Genomic DNA, 22,373 nt, shown 5'->3' with positions numbered 1-22,373 from the left:
ACCGAGCGATAGTCTACCCAATCAGGGCTATACCCGAATGCCCTCCCCACCCCAGCTCGAGTACACGTAGAACCGCCCCCGTTCCCCACGCAGGTAGTCCAGCAGCGGCTCGGCCAGCGGGCGGTGTTCCTCGAGCTTCACTGCAACCTCCTCGGGGGTGAAGAACCGCGCCTCGACGATGTGCCCATCGGGGTCGCGCGGGTTCAGCAAGCCTTCGTAGCTGGCGCGGAAGGCCATGGCCACCGTGCGTTCGGCCTTGCGGGCATCCTCCACCTGAAGCACATAGGCCAGGTGCTCTACCCCCTTGACGCGTAGCCCGGTCTCCTCGTCCACCTCGCGGGCGATCGCGCTGAGAACGCTCTCCCCGGCTTCTACCATCCCCCCCGGCAGGGTATAGCGCACCTTGCCCCGGCGGCTCCAGTCGTTGGCGACCAGGAGCACCCGCCCTTGCTTGTCCATCAGGATCGCGGCGGCGACCAATAGGTCACGTCGTAGACCGTGCATGGATTGACCTCACCGGCCCTAGGCCGATTGGGACAGGGCCTCGAGCTGCCGCTCCTGATCTGCTTTTTTGAGGGCTTCGTGCAGTTCGCTGAGGTCGCCCGCCAGCACCCCCTCGAGATCATGGGTGGTGAAGCCAATGCGGTGGTCGGTAACCCGGCTTTGGGGGAAGTTGTAGGTGCGAATTTTCTCGCTGCGCTCCCCCGCGCCGATCTGGGCCAGCCGGTCCTCGCGCCGCTTGGCCGCTTCCTCCGCCCGCTTGATCTCCAGCAGCCTCGAGCGCAGGATGGAGAGGGCCCGCTCCTTGTTCTTGATCTGGCTACGCGACTCCATACAGGAGACGATCATGCCGGTGGGTTTGTGCAACACCTGCACCGCGCTGTCGGTGGTATTGACCCCCTGGCCGCCGGGGCCGCTGGCCCGCGAGACGGTGATCTCGAGGTCGGCGGGGTCGAGCTGGACATCCACCTCCTCAGCCTCCGGCATCACCGCCACGGTGGCGGTGGAGGTGTGGATCCGGCCCTGGGTCTCGGTGGCCGGCACCCGCTGAACCCGGTGCACCCCGGCCTCGTACTTGAGCAGGCCATACGCACCCGGCCCGTTGATGGCGAAGGAAACCTTAGATACCCCGCCCAGGTCGGTCAGGCTGGTATCGAGTATCTCCGGCTTGTAGCCCCGCATCTGGGCGAACTTGATGAGCATATCGCGCAGCTCAGCGGCAAAGAGCGCGGCCTCTTCGCCCCCAGTCCCCGCGCGAATTTCGATGATAGCGTTTTTATCGTCGAGGGGGTCTTTGGGCAGCAGCATGCGCTCGAGCTGGGCCTCGAGCTCGGGCACCCGCGGCTCGAGGGCCTCGAGATCCGCGCGGGCCATCTCGCCAAACTCAGGGTCAAACTGCAGCTCCTTGGCCTCGGCGATGTCGGAGAGCACCTTCTTGTACTCGCGGATGGCGGCGATCAGGCTCCCCATCTCGGCGTAGCGCTTGGACAGTCGTCCGTACTCTTGTTGGTTGGACAGGACCGCTGGGTTGGCGAGCTGCGCCTCGAGCGTCCTGTACTCGTTTTCGAGGGAAGAGAGTTTCTCGAGCATAAAGGGTCACTGTTTACCAGGATACCGCGAAACCGCAGAAGGGCGCACTTTAGGCATTCTTCAGGCCGCCCGCCCAGCCTTGTGGATCCTGGGCTTGACCGAGGGGTTTAGTTTTGCCTAAACTAGGCTAGCCTGAAGTTTAGGAGATCCTAAATATGAACCCATCCTTATCCAAAGGGGCGCTGTCTGAAGCGCAGGAGGACTACCTCAAGCAAATTTTGCTGCTGAGCAGCGGGGGGGTGGGGAACCTCGAGCCCGCGATGGTCTCCACCCAGGAGCTGGCCGACCGGATCGAGGTGAAACCGGCCTCGGTCACGGGGATGCTCAAAAAGCTGGCCGAGCTCGGCTTGGTGGAGTACGAGGCCTATAAAGGGGTACGGCTGACGGAGGCGGGGTATAGGGTGGCCCTCGAGGTTCTCCGCCACCACCGGCTGATTGAAGCCTACTTATGCCAAGCCCTGGGGTATGGCTGGGAGGAGGTTCACGCTGAGGCCGAGCGGCTCGAGCACCACATCAGCGAAGCCTTCGAGGCTCGGATCGCCGAGTGGCTGGGTCACCCCTCCTACGACCCCCACGGCGACCCCATCCCCAGCGCCCGGCTCGAGCTGCCTGCGGCTGCTCCCTCGCGGCGCCTGACGGCCCTGCAAAACGGTGAATCCGGTCAGGTGGTGCGGGTAGCCACCCAGGATCAGGACGCGCTCAACCTGCTGGCCCAGCTCGGGATCCGGCCTGGGGTGGGCCTCGAGATGCTGACGCTGGGGCCTTTGGCGGAAGGGGCCCGGGTCAGGGTAGAGCAGCAGCGGTACCTGCTGCCCACCTACCTGGCTCAGATGATCTGGGTCACCCCGGTGGGAGGCCAGGATGCTGGCTAAGCCCAAAGACCACGCCCTCCAAACCAAGGCGCTCGAGGTTCTAACCCAGCGCAGCGGGCGCCGCGGGTTGGCCCGGTTGCTGCCCTTCCTGGGTCCCGCCTTCGTGGCCAGCGTGGCCTACATGGACCCCGGCAACTTCGCCACCAATATCGCGGGCGGGGCCCAGTTCGGCTACCTGCTGCTGTGGGTCATCCTCTCGGCCAACCTGATGGCCATGCTGATCCAGTTCCTCTCCTCCAAGCTGGGCATTGTCACCGGGAAAAACCTGCCTGAGCACATCGCCGAGCGCTGGCCTAAGGGGGTGGTGTGGTTTTACTGGCTTCAGGCCGAAGCCATCGCCATGGCTACCGATCTGGCTGAGTTCCTGGGGGCGGCCATGGCCCTGAGCCTGCTCTTCGGCATCCCCTTGTGGATGGGTGCGGTGCTCACCGCGGGGTTTACCTTTGCCATCTTGGGGCTACAAAGCCAGGGCTTCCGGCCCCTCGAGGCGGTGATTACCGCGCTGGTTGCGGTGATTGCCCTGGCCTATGTGGTTCAGCTGTTCCTCTCTCACCCCGGCCCAGAGTTCGTGCAGGGCTTTATCCCGCGCTTTCAAGGCGGCGAAAGCCTGTACCTGGCGGTGGGCATACTGGGGGCTACGGTGATGCCCCACGTCATCTACCTGCATTCCGACCTGACCAAAAACCGCATCCCCACCGAGAGCCTGGACCTCAAGCGCCGCCTTCTGCATTACAACCGAATGGATGTGGTGCTGGCCATGGGATTTGCTGGGCTGATCAACATGGCCATGCTGGCCGCCGCCGCCGCCACCTTCTTCTTCACCGGCAGGTCTGAAGTTGCCGACCTCGAGGTGGCCTACCAGACCCTCACCCCGCTCCTGGGGCCGCTGGCGGCTGTGGCCTTTGGGGTAGCGCTCCTGGCCTCGGGAATCTCCTCCTCGGTGGTAGGCACCCTGTCCGGCCAGGTGATCATGCAGGGCTTTGTGGGCTTCACCGTTCCGCTGTGGCTGCGCCGCCTGATTACCATGCTGCCGGCCCTGGTGGTGATCTGGATCGGCTATGACCCCACCGCGGCCCTGCTGCTCTCGCAGGTGGTGCTCTCCTTTGGGATTCCTTTTGCCCTGATCCCCCTGCTGGTCTTCACCGCTAAGCCAGAGATCATGGGGGAGCTGGTCAATAGCCGCTGGGTGACGGCGGTGGGTTGGCTGATTGCCCTTCTGATCATCGCGCTCAACCTGTACCTGCTGTTCCAGACCCTGGTTGGCCGCTGACCGCCTTGCTGCTGGTGAGGTTGACGGGGCCTACCCCAGCCCCGAGAATCAGATCCATGACCTTTAAAGAGGCGCAGGAGCGGGTAGACGCTTGGATTGCGCAGTTTGAAGAGGGCTATTTCCCCCCCCTCTTAAACCTGGCCCGACTCACCGAGGAGGTTGGAGAAGTGGCTCGGGTACTGGCCCACCACAACGGCAAGGTCCCCAAGCCCGGCGAGGACCCTGGGGATCTGGAGTTGGAGCTGGCCGACGTGTTGTTTGTGCTGATCTGCTTGGGCAACCAATCGGGAATAGATCTCGGACGGGCCTTTGAGCGGGTCATGGAGAAATACACCCAACGCGACGCCACCCGCTGGACCCCCAAGGGCTAGCCTATCTATAGCCCCAGTCCCTGTAAAACCCAGAGGGTGGCCATTCCTCCCAGCAGGGTCAGCAGCACATTCTTGAAGCGCCAAGCCAAGAATATGGCCACACCTCCCGCGATCAGGCGGGGGTTGAGCGGGTGTAGGGCCCAGTGTCCCTCGTGGGTGAGGAGCGCAGGCAACACCAGCCCGGCTAGGGTGGCCGCGGGAACATAGCGCAGGGCCTGTTGCAGCACCGGCGGTAGGTGAAAACGCTCCAGGAGCACGATGGGGTAATACCGCAGGGCGAAGGCGATCAGCCCCAGGCCCAGGATGACCCCCCACAGCAGCGGGCCCTTCACCGGTGGCCTCGATTCTCGAGCCAAACCCCGGCGGCGATCCCTGCCAGGGCCCCCAGGAAAAGCCCGGAGCGATAGGGCAGGCCCACCAGGGCGGTAGCCACCAGCCCCCCCACCAGGGCTGCCAGCAGGCTGGGGCGGTTCCGGAGTGCAGGCACCATCAACACCAGGAAGCACAGCGGCACGGCGAAATCCAATGACCAACCCTCCGGCACCTGGGCCCCCAACAAGGCCCCGGCATAGCTCGAGGCCACCCACACCCCCCACAGCACCGTGCCCGCGCCCAGGTACAGCCAGGGGGCCAGCCGAGGGCCCAGGGCTTCGTACTGGCCCATCATCAGGGCGAAGTTTTGGTCAACCATCAAGAACGCGGCCAGGGCTTTGAGGCGCGGGGAGAGCGCTGCGAAGGGCCGGGCCAGCGCGCTGCTGTACATGAGGTAGCGCAGGTTGACCACCAGCAGCGCCAGCAACACAAAAGGGACCCCGGCTCCGGCCCCAATGAGCTGCAGGGCCACCAGCTGGGCCGCTCCGGCGTAGACCAGCGCGGACATAAAGGTGATCTGAGCCACGCTGAGCCCGGCGTTCAATCCGGCGATGCCGGTGACCAGCCCAAAGGGGATGATGCCCAGCGAGATCGGCAAGATTTGCAATACCCCACGCCCAAAAGCCTGTGGGGGGGTGGTTGGGGCTGCACTGGGCTTCATGCTTTGCCGTTTTGGGCCTAACCGTTGACGAAAAAACCGGCGTAGCCGTTGAGGGCTGGAGCCCCGCCCAGGTGGGCATAGAGTACCTTGGCCCCTCGAGGGATCGCGCCCTTCTCAATCAGGTCAATCATCCCATGCATGGACTTGCCTTCATAAACGGGATCGGTGATCATCCCCTCGAGCCGCGCGCACAACCGGATGGCCTCGAGGGTCCCCTGGCTGGGCAACCCGTACTCGGGGGCCGCGTAAGCGGTTTCCAGGATCACATCCTCCGGGGTGATCTCCCGCCCTAGCTCGACGGCTTCGGCGGTAGAGCGAGCGATCTTGAGGATCTGATCAAAGGTCTCCTGGGGCTTGGCGCTGGCGTCAATCCCGATGACCCGCCGGGGCCGTTCTTGCGCGGCAAAGCCGACAATCATCCCAGCCTGGGTGCTGCCGGTCACCGAGCAGACGATCACATGGTCGAAAAATAGCCCCCGCTCCTGTTCCTGCTGGGCCAGCTCCTGCGCAAACCCCACAAACCCCAACCCCCCCAGGGGGTGATCCGAGGCCCCGGCGGGGATCGGGTAAGGTTTGCCCCCTCGCTCCCGCACCATTTCCAGGGCTTGCTGCCAGCTTTGGCGAACCCCGATGCTGAATCCGGCCGGATTTAGCTCCACCTCGGCCCCTAGGAGGCGCGAGAGCTGGATATTGCCCACCCGGTCGTAGACCGAGTCGTACCAGTTCACCCAGTGCTCTTGTACCAGATGGGCTTTGAGCCCTACGTGGGCGGCTACCGCCGCGACCTGGCGGGTGTGGTTGGACTGCACCCCACCGATCGAGACCAGGGTGTCGCAGCCCTGAGCCAGGGCCTCGGGGAGAAGGTACTCGAGCTTCCGCACCTTGTTGCCGCCGTACGCCAGACCGCTGTTGCAGTCTTCGCGCTTGGCCCAGATCTCAACCCCTAGGTGAGCCGAAAGCCGCCGGAGCGGTTGAAGGGGGGAGGGGCCGAAGGTGAGGGGGTAGCGGGGGAACTTCTCGAGGTTCATCGAGGGCTCCTTGGGAAAAACCTTTGAACAAGAGTTTACCGTTTCCTGAGCCTTGGAGACCGCTCCGGGTTACCCTGGGCTGTACCGCCCCCCCGGCAGGGCCTGAGCCAGGCCTTTGAGCTCGAGCATCGTGAGCAACGACAGCACCTCCGGTACCGACAGGTCGGTGGTTTTGGCCAGATCCTCCGGTAGGGCCATCGGGAGCTCGAGCAGGGCTCGGTACAGCCTGGCCTCTGGCCCTTCCAGCTCGGGCGGGGCCCGCCGGACCGCGCTCACCCCCAAAGCCCCCAGCACGTCCTCAGCCGACAAAACCAGCCCAGCCCCGTCCTGGATGAGCCGATTGGTCCCTACCGACTGCGGATCCGCGGGCCGCCCAGGAACCGCCAGCACGTCGCGGCCCAGCTCGAGGGCAAACCTCGAGGTGATGAGGGCCCCGCTTTTCTCCCCGGCCTCCACCACCAGAATGGCCCTGGACAGCGCAGCGATGATGCGGTTGCGCCGGGGGAACAGCTCGGGCTGCGGCGGCGTGCCCAGCGGGAATTCACTCAACAGGCTCATCCTTTCGGCCAACCGGCGGTTCTCCGCCGGGTAGACCCGGTCTATCGCACTCCCCAGCACCCCCAGGGTATAGCCGCCGGCCTCGAGCGCCCCTTGATGCGCGGCGGTATCAATGCCGCGGGCCAGTCCGGAAATCACCCCAACCCCGCTTTGTCCCAGCTCCTGGGCAACTTTCTGTGTCCAGTGCAGGGCCCAGGGGCTGGCCTTGCGGGTGCCGACGATGCCGATCTGAGGCCCGCTCGGCGGCAGCTCCCCCTTGAGCCACAGCGCCCCAGGAGGGCTGTCCAGTTGGCGGAGGGCTTCGGGGTAACCCTCCTCCCATAGCCCGATGATGTGCACCCCCAGGGCCTGGGCTTTTTCCCGCTCCTGCTGGGCCTTTTGCTCCTTCAGGGTTTGCTGATAGGCGCGGGCGATTTCGGAGCCCAGAAGGTGGGCCAGGCTCTCGGAGCTGCCGTCGCCCCTGAGGGCTATTTGCAGGCGCTTGGGGCCAATTTGCGGGGTCAGCACCAGCGCCAGGGGATCCAAGGGGGGCTCGAGCATAGGGCCAAGTTGGGTATGACTGTAGCATCTCCGTGGCCTTGGAGCCCTCAAATCCAACCCACCCCTATACTGAAGGCGTGAGCGAACCAACCACCTATTCCGGCTTCGTGGCCCTGGTGGGGAAGCCCAACGTGGGCAAATCCACCCTGCTCAATGCCCTGCTTGGGGTAAAAGCAGCCCCCATCAGCCCCAAGCCCCAAACCACCCGCAAGCGCCTGCGGGGGGTGTTCACCGAGGGCAACCGCCAGATTGTGTTCGTGGATACCCCAGGTTGGCACGCGGCTGAAGACGCCATGGGGGAGTACATGATTCGCCAGATCACCGAGGCCCTGGCCGATGTGAACCTGGTGCTGTGGGTGGTGGATCTGCGCCATCCCCCCACCCAAGAGGACGAGCGGGTGGCCCGGGCGCTCAAGCCGCTTAAGGAGCGGGTGCCGGTGATTCTCGTGGGCAACAAAGTGGATGCGGCCAAGCGCCCGGAGGCCGCCTTAGAGGCCTACCGCGAGCTATTGCCTGGCCTGCAAACCCGCAGCCTCTCCGCCCAGAACGAACGGGATGTGGCGGATCTGCGCGAGGAGATCCTGGCCCTGCTCCCCGAGGGTCCCTTTTTCTTCCCTGAGAACCACGCCCGGGCGGACCAAACCCCCGAGGAGTGGGCCGCTGAGATTGTGCGCGAAGAGGCCATGAAGCGCCTCAAGGAAGAGGTGCCCTACGCCATCGCCACCAAAACCGAGGAGTTTACCCTGCGCCCACCCCCGGCCGGTGGGGGTGAGGGCCTGTTCTACATCCTGGTTTATATCTATGTGGAGCGCGAGGGGCATCGGCCCATTGTGATCGGCTCGGATGGGCGGATGCTCAAGGAGATCGGGGCTGCCGCCCGAAAGCAGCTCGAGGTATTCCTGGGTAAAAAGGTCTACCTGGAGCTTCAGGTTAAGGTGTATCCCAACTGGCGCAAAGACCCAGAGGCCCTGCGGGAGCTGGGGTATGAATAGGCTTTACTCGGGCTTGACCCGGTTTTTCCCGGCCCGTTTGGCCGCGTAGAGCTGTTCGTCGGCCAGGGCCAGCAGCTTCTCGTGGTTGGCGGCCTGAGGGTCATCGCTCAGGCCGATGCTCACCGTCACCTGAAGATCAGGGTGAATGGTTTGCCAGCCAAAGCGTTCGATCTTGCTGCGCAACCGCTCGCAGGCGATCCGGGCTCCGGCCTGGTCGGTCTGGGGGAAGACCAAAACGAACTCCTCGCCGCCATAGCGGGCTACGAAATCGGTCTCGCGGCGGCTGTTTTCCAGGAGCTGGCCCAACAACCGCAGCACATCATCGCCAACAGCGTGGGAGAAGCGGTCGTTGATGTGCTTGAAGTTGTCAATGTCCAGCAGAGCCACCGCCAGGGGGAAGCGGTAACGGCGGCTGGCCGCGAACTCGCGCTCGAGGTTTTCCTCGAGGTAGCGCCGGTTGTGCAAGCGGGTCAGGGGGTCTTGCCGGGCCAGGCGCTCGAGCTCTTCGGCCTGCTGCCGGGTGCGTTCCAGAAGACGGGTCTGCTCGCTCTCGGCCTGCCGGGCGGCCTGCTCAGCGGCCTGGGCCTTTTCCAGGGCCTCGGCCAAAGCAGCGCTTTTGATGCGCTCAAACTCGGCCTCCTGGCGCACCTTCTCGATCTGGAACCCCGCCAGCAGGGCGGCGGTGCGCTGGGCTCCTTGTTCTTGGAACAGGCGGCGCTCGAGCTCGGTGGCGGTTTTCAGGTGCTCCAGCGCGCTGGCTGGGTCACCGGCGGCCTCGTAGGTGGTGGAGAGGGCTTGGTACACCTCGACCAGGGTGCGCTTGGCCCCCAGCTCCTGGGCGATGGATCGCGCCGCCCCCAGGGTCTGGAGGGCAGCCTCGGACTGGCCCAAACCGCGCAGCACCATCCCCACCCGCAGCAGCGCGTCGGCCTCACCGGGCCGCTGGCCCAGGGTCCGGTACAGCTCGAGGGCCTGCGAATGCAGCTCCAGGGCCTCCTTCAGATCGCCCTGGGCCGCCAGGGCAGACCCCAGATGGCCCAGCACCAGGGCTTGGGTTTGGGGCTGCCCCAACCCGCTCGCGATCTCCAAGGCTTGGCGGTGAAACTGGATGGCCTCGAGGTGACGGCCCAGCCGTCCATACACCACCCCCAGGTGGCTGAGGGCCGAGGCTTCCCCGGGCCGGTCTGGAATTTCACGGGCAATCTCCAGGGCTTCGCGGTGGAGCTGGGCGGCTCCGGCCAGGTCCCCAGTCTCTAGGTAGACCTGTCCCAGACAGTTGAGCAGCCGGGCTACCCTGGCTCGATCCCCGCCTTCGCGCTCCAAGGCCAGCGCCCGCAGGAAGTATTTGGCAGCCTCTTGGGAGTTGCCCAGACTCTGTTGCAGCGTGGCGATGCCTGCCAGGGCAAAGGCCTCGAGGCCTTTGTGCCCGGCCTGGCGGCTCTGCTCCAGCCCCGCCAGGTAGTTGCCCAGGGCTTGCACGAACTCTCCCTGGAGGGCTTGTACCTGAGCCAGTTGGTTGTGGGCTTTGCCCAGGCGGGCGGGGTCTCCGCTGGATTGCGCGACCTCGAGGGCCTGCTGGGCGGAGACCAGTGGGGTGTGGGGGTCTAGGGCGGTGGCGTCCATGCTCTGAGGGTCCTAGATGTGGTCTTGCCGGTTGATCTATGCCATTCTAGAGGTATGGCCCGTTGGCTCACAATAGGCTGTTTGGGGTTCTTGGTGCTGCTCTTGCTGGGAGGGTGGGCCGCGTATACCTGGATCGTTCGCCCGGCTCAGGCCCTGCTGAGCGACTTCCGCCAGGTGATCACCCTCGATCAAGGCGTTAAGCGACAAAACCCCTATACCGCGCCCCCGAACGGCCAGCTCACCCAAGCCCAGGTAGAGCGCCTGATCCGGGTGCAACGTGCGGTCAAGGAACAACTCGGAGCGCGTTGGTCGGGGCTCGAGGCCCGCTTCAACCAGCTCGCCCAGAGCCAGGGCGGCTCGAGCAGCCTGGACTACCGCAAAGCCTTGGATTTGTTCCGCGAGTCCGGTTCGCTGATCGTAGACGCCAAGCGAATCCAGGTGGCGGCCCTGAACAACCAGGGCTTCTCGGCCCAAGAGTACGCTTGGGTGCGGGGACAGGTGTACGCGGCGCTGGGGCTGGGCCTTCCCAAGCTGGACCCCGCGGAGATTCTGCGGCAGATTAACTCCCGCAACTTCAATCCTCAGGTGGCCTTGCAAAAACCCCAGGCCCCGCCTGCCAATGTCCGGCTGGTGCAGCCCTTTAAGGCCGAGCTCGAGGCCTATTATCCGTTCACCTGGTTCGGGCTGTAACCCCACCCTGGGCGTTTCCGGTAGACTATCGCTTATGAGCGCCGCTCACGACCACCACGATGAGATGCTGTACCAAGCCTGGGTTCAGGTGCTGGACTGGATGAAGGAGTACGCCGCCGAACACGGGGTGCAGTTCACCAAGGAATCGGATTTCCCGGACTTCATCTACCGAATGGAGCGTCCCTACGAGATCCCCACCACGGTGATGGCGGCCTCGCTTTCGGACGCTCGAGGCGAGCCCTTCTTTTTGGCCTCGGTCTCGCCGCGCCACGCTGAGCTCAAGCACGTATCGTTCCGGGTTCCGGGTGGGCATATCCACTACCACGCCCATTGGGAGGAGGGCAAGGGGTTGGCCCTGGAGGGCAAAATTCCCCTGACCAAAGAGCGGCTGTACAGCATGGCGGAGCGGGCCAAAAACGCCTTGGCTCGAGCCTGAACCCCAGCCCTGGGGGCTGCTTTGGGCCTCAACCCCCTACGGATTGCAGCGCGATCCGGTTGCGGCCCTGGGCCTTGGCCTCATACATGGCCCGGTCGGCCCTAGACACCAACTCCTCCACCGTATCTCCGGGCTGGGCGGTGGCCACGCCGATGCTGGCTGAGACCGTGAGATCGTTCCACAGCGCTTTGCTGGACAGGGCCTGGCTCAGGCGCTCGGCCAGGGCCTGAGCTTGTTGCAGGTCGGTATTAGGGGCAAAGACCAAGAACTCCTCGCCGCCCCAGCGGGCCAGTACGTCGGATTCGCGCAGGGCTTTGGAGAGCCGGAACCCCACCTCGCGCAGCACCTGGTCGCCTACCGCATGGCCGTAGCGGTCGTTGACCTGCTTGAAGTGGTCAAGGTCTAAAACCAGCACCGAGAAAGGCTGACCATAGCGGGTAGACCGGATCAGCTCGAGTGCGATCAGCTCCTCAGCCCGGCGGCGGTTGGCCAGGCCGGTCAAGGGGTCGCTGTGGGCCAGCCGCTTTAGCCGGTCATGCTCGCGCTGGTAGCGGGCATAAAATCCAATTAGGGCGAGGTAGACCAGATTGACCAGATAAAACTGCACCACCGAGTTGACCACACTTCCGTTAAAGCGATGCCCGAAAGCCCACCCTAGCGGAAGGGCCAACAGCGCCAGGATGAAATATCCCAGCGAAAACGCCGCGGCTCCTCCGGGGCTCATCACCAGATAGGCCAGGGCATACAGCACCGGGAACCACATCGCGGTGGCCGAGAGGCCCACCTGAAACAGGTCCCCCTTTACACTGAAGTAGGCCAAACCAAGAAGCTGATATAGGGCGACGATGCAGACCAGCCCGGCCTCTACAAAGCGCAGGCTGACCCAGCGAAACCCCATCAGCAGGGTCAGAAGGCCCAGTAGGGCGGCCAGCAGGGGCTCGAACACCAGGTCGAAGAGGTTGAGCTGATGGCTCAGCTCGCGCCCCAGCAGACAAGCCAGGGCCCCTACCGGCATCATGATCAGGATGATGCGACGCCGGTGGTTCTCGAGGGTGTGGGTGCTGAGCCCAAACATCTTTGCCTCAGTCTAAGCCCCACGCTTCTGGGCGGCTTGTCAAATGACCATAGAGATACACTCGAGGCATGCTGAGGGTGCTTGGGCTGCTGGTCCTTGGGTTCCTGACCGGCTGCGTCCAGGCCAACCTCGAGCTCAAGGTGGACTGGGTGGGCCGGGTGGAGCAGATCCTCACCCTTACCCCCGAGCCGGGCAATCCCCAGGGCCAAGAGATCCTGCAGGGGTGGGTGGGTCGGTTGGTGGGGCAGGGCTGGACGCTCGAGCCCCAGGCCGGGGCGATCCGCGCCCGGCGCGCGCTTAAGGGGCCGGGGTGGGGCTCAGGAGGCCTGAACCTGGGAACGGGGGCCTTTACCGACGAGCGCTTCAGCCTTACCCGGCATGGGGGGTGGCTGCTAGAGACCTACCGGCTCGAGGTGAACCTGGGCCCCCCCAACCCCGCCCTTGGGGGATTTTCCCCTGCCGGGCAGGTTTTCTCGTTGGCTTCGCTGGCGCTGCTCCCCCAGCTCTCGCTCTCGCTCCAAACCCCGCTACGGGCCAGCGCCCACAACGCTGACCGGGTGGAGGGCACCACCTACACCTGGAGGATCCACCCCATGGGCGCCAAGACATACCACATTGAATACCGCATCCTGCGCTGGGATCGGGTGTTGCTGCTGGTCTTGGCCCTGGGGCTGCTGGGCGGGTGGTATCGCCGGGCCCATCCCCGGCGGTAGAGTGGGGTCATGTTTCAACCTGGGCTGTTGAAGGACAAGGTGGTGTTGGTTACAGGAGGCGGCACAGGCCTGGGGCGGGCGATGGCGACACGCTTCCTCGAGCTAGGGGCTAAGCTGGCCATCACCAGCCGTCGGGCCGAGACCCTAGAGCAGGCCGCCCAAGAGATGATGCAGGCGACCGGGGGAGAGGTCTACCCCACCCCTTGCGATGTGCGCGACCCTGAGGCGGTGCAGCGGATGATCGAGGCGGTGGAGGGGCGGTTTGGTCAGGTGGATGTGCTGGTGAACAACGCCGCCGGAAACTTCATCTCGCCTACCGAACGGCTCTCCCACCGGGCGGTGGACGCGGTGCTGGGGATTGTGCTGCACGGGACGTTTTACTGCACCCTCGAGCTGGGGAAGCGCTGGATCGCCCGGGGCATTCGGGGAACCGTCCTGAACATTGCCACCACCTATGCCCAGTCGGGCTCAGGGTACGTGGTGCCCTCAGCCGCCGCCAAGGCCGGGGTGGTGGCCCTGACCAAATCGCTGGCGGCGGAGTGGGGCAAATACGGCATCCGGCTCAACGCCATTGCACCGGGGCCGTTCCCCACCGAAGGGGCCTGGTCGCGCTTGATGCCTACCCCTGAAATCCAAGCCCTCTTTGAAAAACGCGTCCCGCTGGGCCGGGTCGGAGACCCCGCTGAGCTGGCCAACCTGGCAGCCTACCTCATTTCGGACCAGGCGGGGTTCATCACCGGGGATGTGGTGGCCATTGACGGGGGGGAGACTGCCTGGAACGGGGGAGAGTTCAACGTGCTGGACGCGGTGACTCAGGAGCAGTGGGATGCCCTCGAGGCCGCCCGGCGGCGTAAATAAGGCAAGGGGGCGCGGAAACGCCGTAGGGCGGGCCGAAGCCCGCCCAGGTCGTAGCCGGCCCTAGTTATCTGACATCAAAATGAGCCCATTGGTAACGTTTGCGACCGGGGGAACGACCACCGCGGTGTAGGTTTTGCCGCTGGAAAGGGGAAAACCCGTGGTCCCGGAATCAATCAGCACGTTCAGGGTTCCGGCCGAGGTGACGCGAAAGCGATAGGAGCCCGCCGCAATCCCCAAATAGGGCGTGGTGATGCCTTGATAGGCCAGGCTGGGAACAGCGGGGCTAACGGTGGTGAGGTCGGTGGTGGGGGCGGTCACGTAGACATCCACCGGGGTGTTCACCGGGTTGGCCTGGATGACCCGCAGCTTGAACTGCCCCCCCACTGAAGGGGCGGTGAGGTCATCGGTGGCGATGAGGGCGCTCAGGTTTCCTCCCGCCAGCGACCCTACCGCCAGAATGGTGTAGCTTTTGCCGGGGTTGGCTGTGAGGGTGGTTTCAATCGGGCAGCTGGCCGGGGGGGTGGTGGCGCTGCTGGCCGGGCAAACCTTCACCGCCAGATTTCCCTGGGTGAAACCGGTGTACCCGGAGAACTGAGTGTAGGTATACCCGGAGACCGCTTTGGTGCCGTTGATGAAAAGGTCTACCGCCCCAGCGTCGGGTGAGGCATGGACGAACCGGATGTTGGCCTTGCTGGAGTCCAGGGATCCGCAGGCCGCCAGGGCGAGCGCGGCAATGGAGAGAAGAGCGATGGGTCTGAACACGCGATACCTCCGCGCCCGCACTCTAACCCAAGAGTCTGAGAGTTATGCGAAGGAGGTTAAAGCCGGGGGTTTTCTCCTATAACCCTAAAGGTTTCGTGGCATTATGGCGGGTGTGGACTGGATTCAGCCGTACATCGGCCAGCTCACCTTTGGTGGGGTCGCGGGCTTTGCTACCGGCTATGCCATCAAGACCGTAGGGCGCTGGGTGGCGATCTTTTTGGGAATCATCTTCATCGTGGTGCAGGTGTTGGCCTCGCTGGGCTACCTGAGCGTAGACTGGACCCGCATCCAGCGCGACGTGGAGCCCTACTTTCAAAACGAAAACCTGCGCAGCCTCTGGAACGGCCTTATCGCCCTGCTCACCAACAACCTGCCCTTTGGGGGGGCTTTTGTGGCCGGGTTATTGCTGGGTTTGCGGCGGGGCTGAACCCGAGCTCAGTGCCCGTGCCCCTCAGGGCCGTGAACGTGGCCGTGGGCCAGCTCCTCAGGGGTAGCGGGGCGCACCCCGGTCACGGTCACCTCGAACTCGAGGGTTTCCCCGGCTAGGGCGTGGTTGAAATCCACCGTTACCTCGCTGCCTTCTACGTTCAGGATGGTGAAAGGCATGGGGTTTCCTTGGGGATCTTCGGCATAGAACATGGCCCCTTCTTCCAACTCGGCATCGGCGGGGAAGGCCCTGCGCTCCAGCACCTGTACCCCTTCGGGATCGTAAAGGCCGTAGCCTTTCTCGGGCGGTACGCTGACCGAGACCTTGTCCCCCACGGCTTTACCGTCCAAGGCATCCTCGAGCCCCGCCACGATGTTCCTGTGGCCATGCAGGTACTCGAGCTGCCCCTGATCAATCAGTTCGTTTTCCACGTGCAGGGTGTAGTCAATGCGGACCACGGAGTCTTTAGCTACGTTCATGGGGAACCTCCAAGCGCCTCACTATACCTGAGGAAAGGTGAAGGGGATTTCTCAAAGCACAATCCCTCCTGCGGCCTTTGCGTATCGTGTACCTCATGCACGTCGAGAATGTCATCGGCAAAACCCCCATGGTGCGCCTGTATAAGGTGGTCGAGCCGGGGATGGCGGAGGTTTGGGTCAAGCTCGAGGGGGCCAACCCTGGAGGCAGCATCAAAGACCGCACCGCCTGGTATCTGATCAAAGACGCCGAGGAGCGCGGCCTCTTGAAGCCCGGCTCGGGGCAGATCCTTGTCGAGCCCACCAGCGGCAACACCGGGATTGGACTGGCCATGGTGGCTGCCAGCAGAGGGTACAAGCTGATTCTGACCATGCCCGCCCAGATGTCCGAGGAGCGCAAGCGCACCCTGCGGGCCTACGGCGCTGAGCTCATCCTCACCGATCCGGCCCGGCGGATGCTGGCGGCCCGGGAAGAGGCCGTGCGCATCGCCGGTGAGCGGGGGGCGTATCTCCCCGACCAGTTCGATAATCCCGCCAACGCCCGGGCCCACTATGAGACCACGGGGCCAGAGATCTACGAGCAAATGGGGGGGAGAATCGATGCGTTCGTCTATGGCAGCGGCACCGGCGGCACCATCATGGGGGTGGGGCGCTACCTGCGCGAACGCCTGCCGGGTGTGCTCGTGGTGGCCTGTGAGCCTGCCCGCAGCAATGTGATCTCCGGTGGGCAGAGCGGCTCGCATCAGTTCCAGGGGATGGGTCCAGGGTTCATCCCTCCCAATTTGGACGTGCACATGCTTGACCGGGTGCTGCAAATCTACGAAGAGGATGGGTTCCCGTTGGCCCGGCGCTTGGCCAAAGAGGAGGGCCTGTTTGTGGGGATGAGCGCAGGAGGGATGATCTGGGGGGCCCTGCAGATTGCCCGTGAGCTCGGTCCGGGGAAGCGGGTGGTCACGCTGGCCCCCGACTCCGGGGCCAAATACCTGAGCACCGCGCTCTTTGCCGAGCCGGAAGGGGAGCCGGGGGCCTAAACCCATCCCCGAAGCCGGTAGATCAGCCACCCCAGGTATTCCCTCGAGACCGCGCTCAAGGCCCGGAGCCGGTCTATGGGCAGCCGCAGGGTCATGTCGAAGCGGGGTTCGCTCGAGGGCACGCTGGTCACGTTCAGGCCAAGCTTCCGGAACGCCGCGAGCGCGCGTCGGCTGTGGGTGGGGGTGGTTACCAGGAGAAGGCGGTGGAAGCCTTTGGCCTGGGCCACTTGTGCCGTGGCCAGGGCTTCGGTGTGGGTGGTGCGCATCTGTGGCAGCATCACGATTTCCGGGCCGTCTGGGCCGTACAGGGCTTCGACCCGCCGGGCCGCCTCGAGCCCTAACGATGGGCAGCGGGCATCCCCGAAGATTTCCCCCACCGTATCCGAAAGCGTGATCCTGGGAGCGTAACCGGCTTTCCACAGCTCCAACCCCTTCTCCAGCCGGGCCAGGGAGGAGGCCTCGAGGCTGCCGCTCCCGCACTGCATCCCCCCTCCTAAAACCACGATCAGGTCGGCGGGGTGTGGGGCCTCGCTCACGACCAAGGCTTGGGCTAGGCGCGGTAGGAGCGGGGTAAACAACACCGCGGCGACCCCCAAAGCCCCCAGGGCCGCCCCCAGGATCAAGACCCGAAAGCTCCAGACGGTGAGCCCCAGCAGGCTACCGAGCAACCAGAGCAAGAACACCCAGCGGCTGGAAAGCCCGTCGTCTAGCAAAATCCCGATCGGTAGCAGCAATAAGCTGATGCCAGCAGCGATGCCCAGCCGTTGCGCGAGCCTCACGCCTCCAATACTAAAGGCTAAAGATATGACGTGTTTTCTCCGCCAGCCCTGGAATACAATGAATTTCATGGCAGCCCTTACCAGTGACCAAAAGCTGGTGCTGGAGATGGTTCGGCAGGTCTCGAGGGAGGTCTTGTGGGAACTGGCCCCGGAGTACGACCGCAGCGGGGAGTACCCCTGGCCCCAGCTCCGTCAGCTCGGGAAGCTCGGCCTGCTGGGGATGAATACCCCGGAGGAGTGGGGGGGCTCGGGGTTCGATTCGGTGACCTGGGCCCTGGCCATGGAGGAGATTGCCGCCGCCGACCCCAGCGTAGCGGTGCTGCTCTCGGTCACCTCGGGGCTGCCCCAGTACATGCTGAACAAGTTCGGGACCCTCGAGCAAAAGAAGAAATACCTGGTCCCGCTGGCCAGCGGCGAGTGGATTGGGGCCTTTGGCCTCACGGAACCCCACGCCGGCTCTGACCCAGCCTCGATGCGGCTCTCCGCCAAGAAGGTGCCGGGGGGCTGGCAGCTCGACGGGGTGAAGGCCTGGGTGACCTCAGGGGGACAGGCCCAGGTTTACACGGTGATGGCCAAGGGGGAGGCGGGGATCAGCAGCTTCATCGTAGAGCGGGACTTCCCCGGCCTCTCCTTTGGTAAACCCGAGGAGAAGATGGGGCTGCACGCCGCCCATAGCTGCGAGATGGTGTTTCAGGGGGTGTTTGTCCCGGCGGAAAACCTGCTGGGGCAGGAGGGGCGGGGGCTGGCCCAGGCCCTGGCCGGGCTCGATTCTGGACGGGTGGGGATCGCCGCCCAGGCGGTGGGGATGGCCCGGGCGGCGTTTGAGATCGCCAAAGAGTACGCGGATGAGCGCGTGCAGTTTGGCCGTAAGATTCGCGAGTTTCAAGGGGTTTCCTTCAAGCTGGCGGAGATGTATACCCGGATTGTTGCGGCCCGTGCCCTTACCCTGGCCGCGGCTGAGCGCAAGGACTCGGGGGAGAGGTTTACTCTCGAGGCCAGCACCGCCAAGCTGTTTGCCTCGGAGGCTGCGGTGAGCGTGACCCGTGAGGCGGTGCAGATCCTGGGGGGGTACGGTTACCACCGGGATTACCGGGTTGAGCGCTACTACCGCGACGCCAAGATTACCGAGATCTACGAGGGCACCTCGGAGATTCAAAAGCTGGTGATTGCCCGCGAGCTCTACAAATGACCAGACGGCTGGAGCGGGGGAGAGATTGCTCGAGCTTCCCTTAAGCTATAGACAGTGAACGTCCTGATCATCTACGCCCATCCCAACCCTCACTCCTTTCACGCGGCCCTGCGTGAGACGGCGGTAGGGGCCTTGAGCCGAGCCGGACACAGCATCCTGCTCTCCGACCTCTACACCATGCGCTTCAATCCGGTGCTGAGCCTGAAGGAGCTCGAGGGGGATCACCACCTCATTCGAGGGGAGATGGACAAGGTGCGGCGGGCTGATTTGCTGCTGTTTCAATTCCCCGACTGGTGGTATGGGATGCCCGCCATCATGAAGGGCTGGCTGGACCGAACCCTGGCCTATGGCTTTGCCTACGACGAGACCCACAGCTTTGAGACCGGGCTGCTGCGGGGTAAGCGGGCCCTGCTTGCGACCAGCACCCAGACCCGCAAACCCTACTACGATGCGGCCCCTCAGCGCGAAATGCTGCGGGTTTTGGAACCCATTCACTACGGGGTTTTGGCCTACTGCGGCCTCGAGGTGCTGCCCCCGTTCATTGTGTATGGCCCACAGGAGATGAGCGAGGCCGAGCGCCGCGAGGCGCTGGAAGCGTACCGGCAATACCTGAGCGGGCTCGAGCGGCTGAGGCCCCTGCACTTCTAGGGCTTTCAAAAAGGACATGGTTCTGTCCGGTATGAGAGCCGGATGGCTCAAAACATGGGAAGAGCGCTCTATACTCAGGTCTGTGACCCAAGGTGAGGTAAGAGAGTTCGTCTGGAATGCGCTTTCTCAAGCCCGCGCCGCGGCCTACCCCACCCCCCCCCACGGCCACCATCCCAACTTTGTGGGCGCGGGCCGGGCCAGCGAGCGGTTGATGTTGAATCCGGTCTATCTCAAGGCCGAGACCCTTCTGGCCGGGCCGGATCAGGTCTTGAAGCCGTTGCGCGAGGCCGCGATGAAATCGGGCAAACGGGTAATCCTGCCGCACCCGGACAAGGCTGGGCAGTACGTGAGCCTCGAGGGGCTGCACCCGAGCCAGCTCAAGCGGGTGCGCGACGTGGCTCGGCTGGGCCAGCCGGTGCTTTTGGCGGAGACCGCCATAGACCTGGTGTTGGTGGGGGCTGTGGCCGTGGATGAAACCCTGGGCTGGATCGGGAAGGGATACGGTTTCCCTTACCGGGGCCTCGAGGTGGCCGCCCCCTGGGCCTGTCTGGCCCACACCCTGATGGTGTTCGAGGAACTGCCGTGTGAGCCCGAGCGACGCATGAGCTTGATCGCTACCCCCCACCAGGTGCTGACGGTGGGTTGAGGGCCTAGGCCTTTAATCCCTGCAGCACCGGCTGGCCCTTGGGCAGCTTGAAGGCGATAAACTCGCTCTCGAGCCGCAGCAGCACGGTCAAGCCCGCGGGGTGTTGCAAGCGCATGAAGAGGGGGAGGGCATACCGTGCCCGGCCCCGCTCAATGCGCTCGCCGTCCAGGGTATAGGCCATGTAGAAGTCCCCATCGCTTTGCATGAGCTGGGGGGTGTAAAACAGGTTGAGATCGGCCCCTTCTTTATCGGCCATGGCCAAGGCCTCCCAGACCAGCTCCCGGGCTTCCTCCTGGCTGAGGTACTGACCCCTCACCGGCCCTAGCCGGGCGTAGAACGCGGCCGGGAACTCTTTGAACTCATAAAAGAGCCCGGCGGGGCTGTGCCACAGCCGCACGATGGGGTTTTCATACAGCCCGCCCGACTGGGGAGAGGCCTGGGCCGCCTCGAGCACATACTCCTTGGCCAAGGCCAGGGGCTCGAGGTCGGGGAAGCTGCCGCTTTCCATGCCCTCCAGAAGGAGGCGCTGAGGGTCTATTTCAATCACGCGGATTCTCCAGTGCGCAGGACCGAGAGCCGCTCTTCCGCAGTGGGCTTGTCTCCAAGGTGGAGAGCCACGATGCCCCCGGTGAGCAGGGTGTGGCGGGTGCGAAACCCGGCTGAACGCATCATTGTATCCAAAACCTCGGGCTCCGGAAAGCGCTCCACCGAGTCCGGCAGGTAGCGGTAGGCCGAGGGCTTGCCAGAGATCAGCCCGCCGATCAGGGGCAACACCTGGGTGAAGTAAAAGCGATACAGAAGCCCCAGGCTGCTCCGGGGGGGAGGGGGAAATTCCAAAATTACCAGCCGGCCTCCCTCGACCAGTACCCGGTACAACTCCCGCAGGGCTCCGCTGTAGTCGGCAAAATTGCGAAACCCGAAGGCGATGGTAATGGCCTCAAAGCTGGCCTCGGGAAAGGGCAGGGCTAGGGCATCGGCCTCCATGAAGGGGATGGACAGACCGGCTTTTTGAGCCTTGCTCCGGGCCCGCTCGAGCATGGGGGGGGCGAAGTCAGCCCCCACCACCTCGGCTTGGGGGGCCTGCTGCTTGAGCAGCAGCGCGAGGTCGCCGGTTCCGGTGGCCAGGTCCAGGATGCGGTGGGGGCGGCGCTCCAGAGCTGCGGCCACGGCTGCGGCTCGCCAGCGGCGGTCTACCCCCGCCGAGAGTATCCGGTTGAGCAGGTCGTAGCGCGGGGCAATCTGGGAAAACATCTCCCGCACTTTTTGGGCCCGGTCCTGGGGGGTCTCAGACACGGAATGAGTGTACCAGAAACGGAAAACCTCAGTGGGCGACCGAGGGCTGGCCCCCCCGGGCTCCAAACCCACTTCCCCCCCGGAGCACCTCGTCGGGAAGCAGCAGGGTGAAGATCAGCGAGATCAGGATGAACACCGCCGCGTAGAGGAAGATATTGCGCTCGGCGTTGGTGATTCCGGTCTCGAGGGCGCCCTTGAGCTTGACCTTGGTCTCCTCGAGGCCCTTGACGGCTGCGCTGGTAGCGGCTTCCAGGGCGGGGCCTTGGGCCTGCTCGATGCCCTTCTGGATCTGGGGGATGGCCTGGGCTTCAATTTGGGCCACGATCTGCGGCTCAGCCGCCTGTAGACCCTTTTGTACCCCGGCCAGGATTCCGGGAATGGCCTGAGCGGGCGGGGTGGGGCCTTGTAGCAGGCCTTTGATCTGCTGGGGCACCTGAGGATTGGCCAGCAGGGCTTGTTTGCTTGCCGCATCCCCCCCTAGGGCCTTCTCGAGGGTGGCCAGCAGCTGGGCGTTCTGGGCCTGGACTTGGGCGGGAATTCCCCCCTTGACCAGCTGTTTCTTGAATTCGGCCGGCACCAAGGGGTCGCTGACCAGCTCATTGTAGGCCTGCACATCGCCCTTGGCAGCGGCCACTGCCCGCTCCTCGAGGAGCTTGAACTGGGCTGGGATTCCCCCCTTAATCAGCCTGGCCTTTACCTCGGCGGGGATGGTGGGGTTGGCTTGAAGCTGCGCATAGGCGCCCTCGTCCCCTTTGAGTGCGGCCACCAGCAGGGTTTCTAGTTGCTTAAATTCCGCGTCAATATCGGTGTTTTGTTGGGCTCCAGCGTTGCGAACCACCGCCCCCGGCTGGCAGTCGGGGCTTTGTGGGAAGGCTGCACAGGTGGCGTTGTGCAGGTTGTTGGAAAGCACGGTCCCCAACAGCGCAATCCCGATGGTGCTGCCGATCTGCCGCACAAACTGGGTGAAGGCGGTGGCGGAGCCAATCCGCTGCATGGGCACATTGTTTTGTGCGGCCACCTGCAACAGCGATTGGGAAGGACCCAGCCCCAGCCCCAGCAAGAAGAACAGCAGGATGGCGAACCAAAGTGGGGTGTCTACCTGAAGCAGAAAGTGCAACAGCAGGAAAATCCCCACCAACCACACCGAGCCCACAATCAGCAAGGTTTTGTAGCGCCCCAGTCGGCCCGAGAGGATACCGCTTCCGGTCGCCCCCACCACCACCCCCAGCGTTAGAGGAAGTATGGTCACCCCTGAGGCAGAGGCCGAAACCCCCTTGACCAAATAAAGCGCGCAAGCCCCTGCCTTCAGGCATGGGGTGAGCGGTTTGCGCTCTGAAAGAGCGCTACGTGGGCGTAGATAGCTCTTTGCTGTATAATAGTCGCAGTGAAGCGCTACCCCGTTCAATACAAGCAAAACAAAAACATCGTGTACTCTTCCAAGTACCACATCGTCTTCTGCCCCAAGTACCGCCG

At 64.3% G+C, this 22,373-nt stretch carries 27 protein-coding genes; 13 read left to right on the top strand and 14 right to left on the bottom strand.

The features are described 5' to 3' along the window. Positions 1–27: 27 nt before the first annotated feature. Together Mgrana_RS10735 and prfA are read right to left on the bottom strand one after the other, a co-directional pair. A complete protein-coding gene (locus Mgrana_RS10735; protein WP_119357606.1) occupies positions 28–504 on the bottom strand; it encodes an NUDIX hydrolase in 477 nt (158 codons plus the stop codon). An 18-nt stretch (positions 505–522) separates the two neighbouring features. After that, a complete protein-coding gene (gene prfA / locus Mgrana_RS10730) occupies positions 523–1,590 on the bottom strand; it encodes a peptide chain release factor 1 (RefSeq protein WP_119357605.1) in 1,068 nt (355 codons plus the stop codon). 155 nt (positions 1,591–1,745) lie between these two features. Between prfA and mntR the strand changes: the two genes are divergently transcribed. The 3 genes from mntR to Mgrana_RS10715 are packed head-to-tail and all read left to right on the top strand — an operon-like array spanning position 1,746 to position 4,103. Further along, entirely contained in the window at positions 1,746–2,462 is a 717-nt protein-coding gene (mntR, locus tag Mgrana_RS10725) for a manganese-dependent transcriptional regulator MntR (protein ID WP_119357604.1), read from the top strand. Further along, positions 2,452–3,732, top strand: a complete 1,281-nt coding sequence (locus Mgrana_RS10720; RefSeq protein ID WP_119357603.1) for an Nramp family divalent metal transporter — start codon at positions 2,452–2,454, stop codon at positions 3,730–3,732. Before mntR ends, Mgrana_RS10720 begins: the two co-directional genes overlap by 11 nt. 56 nt (positions 3,733–3,788) lie before the next feature. Further along, a complete protein-coding gene (locus Mgrana_RS10715; protein ID WP_119357602.1) occupies positions 3,789–4,103 on the top strand; it encodes a nucleotide pyrophosphohydrolase in 315 nt (104 codons plus the stop codon). A gap of 5 nt (positions 4,104–4,108) precedes the next feature. Here Mgrana_RS10715 and Mgrana_RS10710 read toward each other — a convergent pair whose 3' ends face one another. The 4 genes from Mgrana_RS10710 to dprA all read right to left on the bottom strand — a co-directional run bounded on the left by Mgrana_RS10710 (position 4,109) and on the right by dprA (position 7,247). Continuing rightward, on the bottom strand, positions 4,109–4,435 hold the full coding sequence (locus Mgrana_RS10710) for an AzlD domain-containing protein (RefSeq protein WP_119357601.1): 327 nt from the start codon (positions 4,433–4,435) through the stop codon (positions 4,109–4,111). After that, positions 4,432–5,136: an AzlC family ABC transporter permease gene (locus tag Mgrana_RS10705; RefSeq protein ID WP_119357600.1), complete on the bottom strand. Its 705-nt coding sequence runs from the start codon at positions 5,134–5,136 to the stop codon at positions 4,432–4,434. Before Mgrana_RS10705 ends, Mgrana_RS10710 begins: the two co-directional genes overlap by 4 nt. Positions 5,137–5,153: 17 nt before the next feature. Then, positions 5,154–6,164 (bottom strand): 1-aminocyclopropane-1-carboxylate deaminase, encoded by a 1,011-nt coding sequence (locus Mgrana_RS10700; RefSeq protein ID WP_119357599.1) that lies wholly within the window; start codon positions 6,162–6,164, stop codon positions 5,154–5,156. Positions 6,165–6,233: 69 nt separating this feature from the next. Continuing rightward, positions 6,234–7,247: a DNA-processing protein DprA gene (dprA, locus tag Mgrana_RS10695; protein WP_119357632.1), complete on the bottom strand. Its 1,014-nt coding sequence runs from the start codon at positions 7,245–7,247 to the stop codon at positions 6,234–6,236. 92 nt (positions 7,248–7,339) lie between these two features. Between dprA and era the strand changes: the two genes are divergently transcribed. Continuing rightward, positions 7,340–8,254: a GTPase Era gene (era, locus tag Mgrana_RS10690; protein ID WP_119357598.1), complete on the top strand. Its 915-nt coding sequence runs from the start codon at positions 7,340–7,342 to the stop codon at positions 8,252–8,254. Positions 8,255–8,257: 3 nt separating this feature from the next. On the opposite strand, the gene Mgrana_RS10685 is transcribed toward era, so the two are convergent. Next, positions 8,258–9,877 (bottom strand): diguanylate cyclase, encoded by a 1,620-nt coding sequence (locus Mgrana_RS10685; RefSeq protein ID WP_119357597.1) that lies wholly within the window; start codon positions 9,875–9,877, stop codon positions 8,258–8,260. A gap of 54 nt (positions 9,878–9,931) precedes the next feature. On the opposite strand from Mgrana_RS10685, the gene Mgrana_RS10680 reads away from it, so the two are divergent. Together Mgrana_RS10680 and Mgrana_RS10675 are read left to right on the top strand one after the other, a co-directional pair. Then, positions 9,932–10,567, top strand: coding sequence for a hypothetical protein (locus Mgrana_RS10680; RefSeq protein WP_119357596.1), 636 nt, complete (start codon positions 9,932–9,934; stop codon positions 10,565–10,567). A gap of 34 nt (positions 10,568–10,601) precedes the next feature. Beyond that, complete coding sequence (locus Mgrana_RS10675) at positions 10,602–11,003, top strand: NADH-quinone oxidoreductase subunit 15 (protein ID WP_119357595.1); 402 nt, start codon at positions 10,602–10,604, stop codon at positions 11,001–11,003. 28 nt (positions 11,004–11,031) lie between these two features. On the opposite strand, the gene Mgrana_RS10670 is transcribed toward Mgrana_RS10675, so the two are convergent. Then, a complete protein-coding gene (locus Mgrana_RS10670; RefSeq protein WP_119357594.1) occupies positions 11,032–12,078 on the bottom strand; it encodes a GGDEF domain-containing protein in 1,047 nt (348 codons plus the stop codon). Positions 12,079–12,146: 68 nt separating this feature from the next. Between Mgrana_RS10670 and Mgrana_RS10665 the strand changes: the two genes are divergently transcribed. Then, the gene (locus Mgrana_RS10665) at positions 12,147–12,791 is read left to right on the top strand and encodes a hypothetical protein (protein WP_119357593.1); all 645 of its coding nucleotides are present in this window, start codon (positions 12,147–12,149) and stop codon (positions 12,789–12,791) included. 9 nt (positions 12,792–12,800) lie between these two features. Next, positions 12,801–13,649, top strand: a complete 849-nt coding sequence (locus Mgrana_RS10660; protein WP_119357592.1) for an SDR family oxidoreductase — start codon at positions 12,801–12,803, stop codon at positions 13,647–13,649. A gap of 60 nt (positions 13,650–13,709) precedes the next feature. On the opposite strand, the gene Mgrana_RS10655 is transcribed toward Mgrana_RS10660, so the two are convergent. After that, positions 13,710–14,411 carry a DUF4397 domain-containing protein gene (locus tag Mgrana_RS10655; RefSeq protein WP_170146453.1) on the bottom strand — a complete coding sequence of 234 codons (702 nt, stop codon included), beginning with the start codon at positions 14,409–14,411 and terminating at the stop codon, positions 13,710–13,712. Positions 14,412–14,523: 112 nt separating this feature from the next. Between Mgrana_RS10655 and Mgrana_RS10650 the strand changes: the two genes are divergently transcribed. Then, entirely contained in the window at positions 14,524–14,838 is a 315-nt protein-coding gene (locus Mgrana_RS10650; RefSeq protein ID WP_119357631.1) for an FUN14 domain-containing protein, read from the top strand. A gap of 8 nt (positions 14,839–14,846) precedes the next feature. Here Mgrana_RS10650 and Mgrana_RS10645 read toward each other — a convergent pair whose 3' ends face one another. Further along, positions 14,847–15,317 (bottom strand): FKBP-type peptidyl-prolyl cis-trans isomerase, encoded by a 471-nt coding sequence (locus tag Mgrana_RS10645; protein WP_119357590.1) that lies wholly within the window; start codon positions 15,315–15,317, stop codon positions 14,847–14,849. Positions 15,318–15,412: 95 nt separating this feature from the next. On the opposite strand from Mgrana_RS10645, the gene cysK reads away from it, so the two are divergent. Further along, positions 15,413–16,345 carry a cysteine synthase A gene (gene cysK, locus Mgrana_RS10640; RefSeq protein ID WP_119357630.1) on the top strand — a complete coding sequence of 311 codons (933 nt, stop codon included), beginning with the start codon at positions 15,413–15,415 and terminating at the stop codon, positions 16,343–16,345. Here the strand turns inward: cysK and Mgrana_RS10635 are convergent. Next, complete coding sequence (locus tag Mgrana_RS10635; protein WP_240631332.1) at positions 16,342–17,124, bottom strand: YdcF family protein; 783 nt, start codon at positions 17,122–17,124, stop codon at positions 16,342–16,344. The genes cysK and Mgrana_RS10635 overlap by 4 nt on opposite strands. A 67-nt stretch (positions 17,125–17,191) precedes the next feature. Here Mgrana_RS10635 and Mgrana_RS10630 point away from each other — a divergent pair, with 67 nt between their 5' ends. From Mgrana_RS10630 to Mgrana_RS10620, 3 genes are all read left to right on the top strand, one after another. After that, a complete protein-coding gene (locus Mgrana_RS10630; RefSeq protein ID WP_119357628.1) occupies positions 17,192–18,313 on the top strand; it encodes an acyl-CoA dehydrogenase family protein in 1,122 nt (373 codons plus the stop codon). A 54-nt stretch (positions 18,314–18,367) separates the two neighbouring features. Next, positions 18,368–18,961: an NAD(P)H-dependent oxidoreductase gene (locus Mgrana_RS10625; RefSeq protein WP_119357589.1), complete on the top strand. Its 594-nt coding sequence runs from the start codon at positions 18,368–18,370 to the stop codon at positions 18,959–18,961. A gap of 82 nt (positions 18,962–19,043) precedes the next feature. Further along, complete coding sequence (locus Mgrana_RS10620) at positions 19,044–19,607, top strand: 5-formyltetrahydrofolate cyclo-ligase (protein ID WP_119357588.1); 564 nt, start codon at positions 19,044–19,046, stop codon at positions 19,605–19,607. Positions 19,608–19,611: 4 nt separating this feature from the next. On the opposite strand, the gene Mgrana_RS10615 is transcribed toward Mgrana_RS10620, so the two are convergent. The 3 genes from Mgrana_RS10615 to Mgrana_RS10605 are packed head-to-tail and all read right to left on the bottom strand — an operon-like array spanning position 19,612 to position 22,347. Further along, a complete protein-coding gene (locus Mgrana_RS10615) occupies positions 19,612–20,154 on the bottom strand; it encodes a hypothetical protein (protein ID WP_240631331.1) in 543 nt (180 codons plus the stop codon). After that, the gene (ubiE, locus tag Mgrana_RS10610; protein ID WP_119357586.1) at positions 20,151–20,900 is read right to left on the bottom strand and encodes a bifunctional demethylmenaquinone methyltransferase/2-methoxy-6-polyprenyl-1,4-benzoquinol methylase UbiE; all 750 of its coding nucleotides are present in this window, start codon (positions 20,898–20,900) and stop codon (positions 20,151–20,153) included. Before ubiE ends, Mgrana_RS10615 begins: the two co-directional genes overlap by 4 nt. A 28-nt stretch (positions 20,901–20,928) precedes the next feature. Next, complete coding sequence (locus Mgrana_RS10605) at positions 20,929–22,347, bottom strand: MFS transporter (RefSeq protein ID WP_170146451.1); 1,419 nt, start codon at positions 22,345–22,347, stop codon at positions 20,929–20,931. Positions 22,348–22,373 lie beyond the last annotated feature (26 nt).

This window comes from Meiothermus granaticius NBRC 107808 (genome assembly GCF_003574355.1).
Taxonomy (GTDB): Bacteria; Deinococcota; Deinococci; order Deinococcales; family Thermaceae; genus Meiothermus; species Meiothermus granaticius.
This window is presented reverse-complemented; position numbering and strand designations above follow the sequence as displayed.

Coding starts and splice junctions, on each gene's coding strand:
- Mgrana_RS10735 (WP_119357606.1), bottom strand. CDS start 504: ATGCACGGTCTACGACGTGACCTATTGGTCGCCGCCGCGATCCTGATG.
- prfA (WP_119357605.1), bottom strand. CDS start 1,590: ATGCTCGAGAAACTCTCTTCCCTCGAAAACGAGTACAGGACGCTCGAG.
- mntR (WP_119357604.1), top strand. CDS start 1,746: ATGAACCCATCCTTATCCAAAGGGGCGCTGTCTGAAGCGCAGGAGGAC.
- Mgrana_RS10720 (WP_119357603.1), top strand. CDS start 2,452: ATGCTGGCTAAGCCCAAAGACCACGCCCTCCAAACCAAGGCGCTCGAG.
- Mgrana_RS10715 (WP_119357602.1), top strand. CDS start 3,789: ATGACCTTTAAAGAGGCGCAGGAGCGGGTAGACGCTTGGATTGCGCAG.
- Mgrana_RS10705 (WP_119357600.1), bottom strand. CDS start 5,136: ATGAAGCCCAGTGCAGCCCCAACCACCCCCCCACAGGCTTTTGGGCGT.
- Mgrana_RS10700 (WP_119357599.1), bottom strand. CDS start 6,164: ATGAACCTCGAGAAGTTCCCCCGCTACCCCCTCACCTTCGGCCCCTCC.
- Mgrana_RS10685 (WP_119357597.1), bottom strand. CDS start 9,877: ATGGACGCCACCGCCCTAGACCCCCACACCCCACTGGTCTCCGCCCAG.
- Mgrana_RS10680 (WP_119357596.1), top strand. CDS start 9,932: ATGGCCCGTTGGCTCACAATAGGCTGTTTGGGGTTCTTGGTGCTGCTC.
- Mgrana_RS10675 (WP_119357595.1), top strand. CDS start 10,602: ATGAGCGCCGCTCACGACCACCACGATGAGATGCTGTACCAAGCCTGG.
- Mgrana_RS10670 (WP_119357594.1), bottom strand. CDS start 12,078: ATGTTTGGGCTCAGCACCCACACCCTCGAGAACCACCGGCGTCGCATC.
- Mgrana_RS10665 (WP_119357593.1), top strand. CDS start 12,147: ATGCTGAGGGTGCTTGGGCTGCTGGTCCTTGGGTTCCTGACCGGCTGC.
- Mgrana_RS10660 (WP_119357592.1), top strand. CDS start 12,801: ATGTTTCAACCTGGGCTGTTGAAGGACAAGGTGGTGTTGGTTACAGGA.
- Mgrana_RS10645 (WP_119357590.1), bottom strand. CDS start 15,317: ATGAACGTAGCTAAAGACTCCGTGGTCCGCATTGACTACACCCTGCAC.
- cysK (WP_119357630.1), top strand. CDS start 15,413: ATGCACGTCGAGAATGTCATCGGCAAAACCCCCATGGTGCGCCTGTAT.
- Mgrana_RS10630 (WP_119357628.1), top strand. CDS start 17,192: ATGGCAGCCCTTACCAGTGACCAAAAGCTGGTGCTGGAGATGGTTCGG.